Below are 6,063 nucleotides of genomic sequence, written 5' to 3'. Positions count from 1 at the left end.
CGTGATGGCCCGGTCTTTGTGAGTCTCTGTCATTGGTCTGCTCCGCTACCTTGGTTGACGATGGGTTCTCATCATCGCTTATTGTGCCCGCTCGGGGTGTGTTGGAGGAGCGGGGCGGACCATTCCATTACTCTGCTTCATCAGGAGGTTATAGCGTACTCCTCAAGGCGACATCATTACAAGGCTGCACCCATCCGTGCCAGATCCGAATCGCTGCGGGAGAAACGGTTTTCACCAGCCTGATTCGCGAACAAGGCCAGCTGCACGACGACGCTCTGCTCGCGGCGCCGGCCCCCCTTGCGTTCTGGCTCTGCGACAACTGGTGGCGCCTGCGTTGGGAGACGATTCCCGCCAATGGACTCAGCACAACCCCATGGCGAATAGCGCATGACATGGCCGCCGTCGGTGGTGGCTACAGCTGGCCACGGCTCTGCCTCTGGGGAGATCTCGACCGCATCGGCCTCCTCAGCCAAGCTGACCCGGTCGGTGTCGTCGGCCCGGTGCGCTATCTTACCGATGCCATCGTCTACATCGACGCTGCCCACTTCGAGCGCGAGGTGGACGACTTCCTCAACCGCGTCGCTGATGAACAGCAAGGTTTCACCCTGGATGGCCAAGCACTGCGCGCACTGATCGATGCCCTCCGCCAAGAACGCTCAGATCCACAGACCGCGCGTTGGCGACGACTCGAGGCGCGGCTTGGCTTCGACCCTGATCAAGCGCCTGACGCACACATCCAAACCCTCAACACACTCGCCAATCACCACGGGCTCGAGTCCGTCGAGGAGGCGATTGCAGCAGTACCGTCTGCTCAAGCCTCCCACATCCTGGAGCGCGAGCTACAGACAACCCGAGAAAAGGGCCACCGCTGCGACTTTTCGCACCTGTTGTCGCGCATCCCAGAGATCGAGCGCAAGCCAACCGAGCCACCCTGGGTCGCCGCCGAGCAAGCCGCGCAACAGACCCGCGCTATCGCCGGCATGGAGCGCGGCCCCATGAGAAACAAACGGCTCGCCGATCTCTTAGGAACGGCTGTCAAGAGTGTTCGAGCAGAGGCAGGGACTGATCGCCTCCACTATGGGCTTCGCATCAGCGACCAAGGCCCGACGGGACGACAAACCACCGCATTACGGGCCAGATGGGCCACGGCCAGACGCTTCGAGCTGTGCCGCGCCCTAGGCGACACGCTCTGGGCCCGCGATACATCGCTAGGACCGATTGCAGACAGCAGTACCGCGCGGCAAAAATTCCAGCGAGCCTTCGCCCAAAGCCTATTGTGCCCATTCAGCGAGCTGCTCGAATACCTAAAGACCGATAGCCCCGACAGCGACGACATCGCCGCCGCGGCACGGCATTTTCATGTTGGCGAAGCTGTCGTCCAGACCTTATTGGTCAATAAGGGCATCATCGCGCGTTCCCAGCTTCCAGATCGCCTAGAAGCGGCATAGACCCGCAAGCGAATGCGGAAAAACCGCGGAAAAACCGGACCCGACCCCTATTTAGGCTCAGCAAAGAATCCCGCGTCTAGCACTGGGTCCACCGCGAGCGCACAAACCCCAACCAACCCTTGACCCAACCGCCGCCAGCTGTTCTCATAGCCGCCGTCTTCACAGCTGAACCAGTCAGCGCAAGAACAACCCGATCACAGCCTCCGCCCTTGCCGACATGACAGGGCGGGCGGAAGCCTGCCCGCGACCTTGATCCGACGGACCCAGCACCCGGTGAACGAAGACCTCACCTTCCTCGTCGCCAACATCGGCCTGCCGCTCGCGGTCGAATTCGGCAAACAGCGCCCCGTCACATGAAACCACCGGCACCCCCGACCCCGCGACGGCGCGAGCCGACCCACGACAGCGGCTACAAGCTGCTCTATGCCCACGCCGCCATGGTGCGCGACCTGCTCACGGGCTTCGTCCCCGGCGACTGGGTCCACAGCCTCGATCTCAGCACCCTCGAGCGCTGCAGCGGCAGCTACGTCACCGAAGACCTGCGCGACCGTGCCGATGACCTCATCTGGCGCCTCCGCTGGGGCGAGGACTGGCTCTACGTCTACCTGCTGCTCGAATTCCAATCCACCATCGACGCCTGGATGGCGGTACGCATCCAGACCTACATCGGCCTGCTCTACCAAGACCTCATCCGCGCCGAACAGCTCAGCGCCCACGGACGTCTGCCCCTGGTGCTGCCGATCGTGCTCTACAATGGAGCCCAAGTCTGGAACGCCGCCGAGAGCCTCGAGCCCCTGATCGAGCCCGCGCCATCTGTCCTGGCCGATTATCGTCCCCAGCAAGCCTATCTGCTGCTTGACGAGCAACGTCTGGGGAAGGCCGAACAGGCCCCGACCCGCAATCTCAGCGCCGCGCTCTTTCGCCTCGAAGCCAGCCGCAGCGCCGAGGACGCCCTGGCCATCGTGCGCGCCCTGGTCGACTGGCTCAAAGAGCCCGAGCAAAGCAGCCTGCGTCGCGCCTTTGCCGTCTGGTTCGGGCGGGTGTTCCTCCCCAAACGTCTACCCGGGGTGTCGGTCACCCCCATGAACGATCTCAGCGAGGTCTATCACATGCTTGCCGACAACGTCGAAACCTGGACTGACCAATGGAAGCAGCAGGGCCTAGAGCAAGGCCTCGAGGAAGGTCGCGAAACCACCCGGCACATCCTTTCCCGCTTAGCCCGCCGCCGCTTTGGCCCCGAGGTGGCCGAGCAAAGCCAGCCCCTGCTGGCCCGCATCAGCGACCCCGATCAGCTCGAAGAGCTTGCCGATCAACTCCTGCTCAGCCCCGACGGCGACACCTGGCTGACCCAGCTCAAACGCGCGTCTTGAGCCGGCTCACCCTACCGTCACCCCGGCCACCCCTCCCGACCGTCATTCCGGCCCACCCGTCCGTCATTCCGGCCGGGAAGCCGGAATCCAGCGCAGGGAAAGCAACCTCACAGCAGACACCAAAGCGCGGCAGGTAACCACCCAACAACCAAGCAGCCACCAAGCAGCCACCACCCAGCAAGCCAACCAACCCGCACCCCATGCCCCCAACCCACGCGCACCTCACCGACCCCAACACCCCCATCGCCATCATCGGCCTGGGCTACGTCGGCCTGCCGCTCGCGGTCGAATTCGGCAAGCAGCGCCCGGTCGGTCATCGGCTTCGACATCCACCAAGCCCGCGTCGCCGAGCTGCAAGCCGGCCACGACAGCACCCGCGAGACCACGCCCGAAGACCTCGCCGCCGCGTGCCACCTGCGCTGCAGCAGCGACCCCAGGCACTATGCGTCCCGGTTTTTCCAATCTCCAGAACAACGCCGCCGTCGGCGACTTGAGACCATGAGGGAATGGCATCATGCTAGGCGGCGCTGAGTTCGAAAGTATCCTTGTCGATCAGACAAAGGAGATCGTTGGCGATATTCGCTGGACCACAGACGAAGATCACTCGCACTGTGTCGAGTTTCGCATGGAGGTCTCGTCAGCAGGGGGCTGGCCCTTGTTCATCAAGGGCACATACAATCCGCTCATACCGGCGCTGAGCTACAGCTTGATCCTCAAGACCGATGGACGGATCTACGGCCTCGACCTCGGAAAAGATCACCATAATCCGCAGTGCAACCAAGTGGGGGAGTGCCACAAGCATCGCTGGACGGAACAGGGTCGCGACAAAGAGGCCTACAAGCCCGTGGACATCACCGCGACTGCGTCAGATCCGGTCGCAACTTGGAACCAATTCTGTGCAGAAGCGGCGATCGTCCATCGCGGTCGCATGCATCCGCCAGCACCGCCTGCAGACGATCTATTCTGGCTGCAATGACAACGCGTTGTGAAACCCTAGCAGACGAGCTTGGTGGGCTGTTCACCTGCGTTACCAACGATCGTCACGAACGAATCCGCACGCCCTTCCTGTATCCGGATGGAGACAACATCGATCTATTCGTCACCGAAAAGGACGGTGGCCTGATCGTCTCCGACCTCGGCGAAACCCTGCGCTGGCTGCGCTCGCAGACCCTATCGCCCAAGCGGACACCGAAACAAAACGCCTTGATCGCAGACGTGTGCCTCACTCACGGCATCGAGCAGTTCAGAGGCATGCTTCTAGCCCGCTGCAGACCAGGGATGACATTAGCGACCGTGACGCTGCGCGTGGCACAGGCGTGCCTGAGGGTGTCTGATCTCTGGTTCACCTTCAGGACCCGCGCTGTCGAATCTGTTGCCGACGAAGTCTCCGATTTTCTGCTTGAGCGCGAGATACGCTTCGACCGCAGACCGAAGATGGTAGGCCGCTCCGGTCGCGGTTGGACGCCCGATTTTCACGTCATCCTGCCCGAACGGGGCTCACTGGTGTCGGTGCTCAGCACCGGGAATCGCTCATCGGCACGCCCCGTGGCAGAGCATACGCTCGCGATGTGGCATGACCTCAATCAGCTCACCTATGGTCCAGAGGCACTGAGGCTGATCAGCCTCTTTGATGACACCGCCGACGTTTGGCAAGACGAGGATTTCACCCTCCTGGATTCTCTGTCTGAGGTCCGACGCTGGTCTGAGCCGGAGACGTTTATCGAAGCACTCGACGCTGTGGCATGACCGAAAACGCCGCGCAAGCGCCTGGCCGTGGGGAGCCTCAGCTTCTCTGCCCCCAATCGACCCCTGTCGCTCGCCGAGTCAGACCACGCCTAACCCTTGACCCAACCGCCGCCAGCTGTTCTCATACCCGCCGTCTTCACAGCTGAACCAGTCAGCGCAAGGGTTGTGTTCCAGAACTGTTGGCAAATACTATTAATGCTCAATAAATCAGGAGCTTGAGTGGTGGGCACAACAGATCTGGAGCACTACCGTCTATCACATGCTAGCCGACAACGTCGAAACCTGGACCGACCAATGGAAGCAGCAGGGCCTAGAGGAAGGTCGCGAAACCACCCGGCAAATCTTGATTCGGCAAGCCCGCCGCCGCTTTGGCCCCGAGGTTGCCGAGCAGAGCCAGCCCCTGCTGGCCCGCATCAGCGACCCCGATCAGCTCGAAGAGCTTGCCGATCAACTCCTGCTCAGCCCCGACGGCGACACCTGGCTGACCCAGCTCAAACGCGCGTCTTGAGCCGTCCAACCTGCGCCCAGGCCGCCCCGTCCCGGTTTCCCCCCGCTTTTGGTCAGACTCCGCACCGATAATGATCAGCGCATTGAAGGCAATGACATGCTGACGCAAGACCAGCTGGAGGTCTTACTGAGCGATCTTGAATCCGACCGAGTCGAGCGGACCACATCGACCAGCAAGACCGACAAGTTCGGCGAAGCGATGTGCGCGTTCGCCAACGATCTACCCGGCCATGGGGAGCCTGGGTATCTGATGATCGGCGCCGATGATGACGGAACCCTCTCTGGTCTGACCGTGACGGATGCGTTGCTGAAAAATCTCGCCGCCATCCGTGCGGACGGCAACCTGCTGCCGCAACCGGCCATCAACGTCGCGCGATTCGCTCTGCAAGGCGGGGAATTGGCAGTGGTCGAGGTGCTGCCCTCGGACCTTCCGCCGGTGCGTTACAAGGGGCGGGTTTGGGTCCGGGTCGGACCGCGGCGAGGGATCGCCAACGAACAAGACGAGCGCATTCTCTCAGAACGCAGGGTGGCGCGCGCGCGCTCCTTCGACGCACGGGTGACCTGCTTTCGGTGCTGAAGGAACTGGAAGGTCGTGTTCGGCTGATCATTCAGACCAGCATGAAGAAAGGTTCCGGCTTCGAAGAGCGCTTGGTTCCCGACTACCCTGAATGGGCACTGCGCGAGCTCCTGATGAACGCCGTCATGCACCGGAATTGCGACAGCAATACGCCGATCCGTTTCTATGTGTTTGCCGACTTCGTGGAAATTCAGAGCCCCGGCGGGTTGTATGGCGAGGCGACACCCGAAAACTTCCCCATGCGCAACAGTTATCGCAATCCCATCATTGCGGAAGCCATGAAGTCCTTAGTGCTTTGCTGTGAAAATCCTGATACCGACCAGCCAATCAAGCCGCGAGTGGCTTCCCGGTATAGGTCCAGCGAAACGGCTTGGCCAGCTTGTCGTTGAAGAAGTCAATGAAGTTGGCGAGTTTC

At 61.8% G+C, this 6,063-nt stretch carries 7 protein-coding genes and 1 pseudogene; all 8 read left to right on the top strand.

Annotated features, from left to right (window positions below):
• Positions 1-392: 392 nt before the first annotated feature.
• The 8 genes and pseudogenes from CKO42_RS25420 (at position 393) to CKO42_RS25385 (ending at position 6,037) form a co-directional block, all read left to right on the top strand.
• A complete protein-coding gene (locus CKO42_RS25420; protein WP_200251706.1) occupies positions 393-1,448 on the top strand; it encodes a hypothetical protein in 1,056 nt (351 codons plus the stop codon).
• Positions 1,449-1,801: 353 nt separating this feature from the next.
• Positions 1,802-2,818: an Rpn family recombination-promoting nuclease/putative transposase gene (locus CKO42_RS25415; RefSeq protein ID WP_200251701.1), complete on the top strand. Its 1,017-nt coding sequence runs from the start codon at positions 1,802-1,804 to the stop codon at positions 2,816-2,818.
• A gap of 200 nt (positions 2,819-3,018) precedes the next feature.
• A pseudogene (locus tag CKO42_RS27690) lies at positions 3,019-3,253 on the top strand (NAD(P)-binding domain-containing protein); the annotation flags it as partial.
• A gap of 79 nt (positions 3,254-3,332) precedes the next feature.
• Entirely contained in the window at positions 3,333-3,794 is a 462-nt protein-coding gene (locus CKO42_RS25405; protein WP_200251697.1) for a DUF6978 family protein, read from the top strand.
• Positions 3,791-4,564: a DUF1828 domain-containing protein gene (locus tag CKO42_RS25400; protein WP_200251695.1), complete on the top strand. Its 774-nt coding sequence runs from the start codon at positions 3,791-3,793 to the stop codon at positions 4,562-4,564. Before CKO42_RS25405 ends, CKO42_RS25400 begins: the two co-directional genes overlap by 4 nt.
• Before the next feature lie 259 nt (positions 4,565-4,823).
• Positions 4,824-5,072 (top strand): RpnC/YadD family protein, encoded by a 249-nt coding sequence (locus CKO42_RS25395; RefSeq protein WP_200251693.1) that lies wholly within the window; start codon positions 4,824-4,826, stop codon positions 5,070-5,072.
• A 96-nt stretch (positions 5,073-5,168) separates the two neighbouring features.
• Positions 5,169-5,648: an AlbA family DNA-binding domain-containing protein gene (locus CKO42_RS25390; protein ID WP_200251691.1), complete on the top strand. Its 480-nt coding sequence runs from the start codon at positions 5,169-5,171 to the stop codon at positions 5,646-5,648.
• The gene (locus tag CKO42_RS25385; RefSeq protein ID WP_200251688.1) at positions 5,642-6,037 is read left to right on the top strand and encodes an ATP-binding protein; all 396 of its coding nucleotides are present in this window, start codon (positions 5,642-5,644) and stop codon (positions 6,035-6,037) included. Before CKO42_RS25390 ends, CKO42_RS25385 begins: the two co-directional genes overlap by 7 nt.
• The last annotated feature ends 26 nt before the right edge of the window (positions 6,038-6,063 follow it).

The sequence above is a fragment of the Lamprobacter modestohalophilus genome, assembly GCF_016583905.1.
Classification (GTDB): Bacteria; Pseudomonadota; Gammaproteobacteria; order Chromatiales; family Chromatiaceae; genus Lamprobacter; species Lamprobacter modestohalophilus.
The sequence above is the reverse complement of the archived record's forward strand: the minus strand, read 5'-3'. Positions and strand labels throughout refer to the sequence as shown.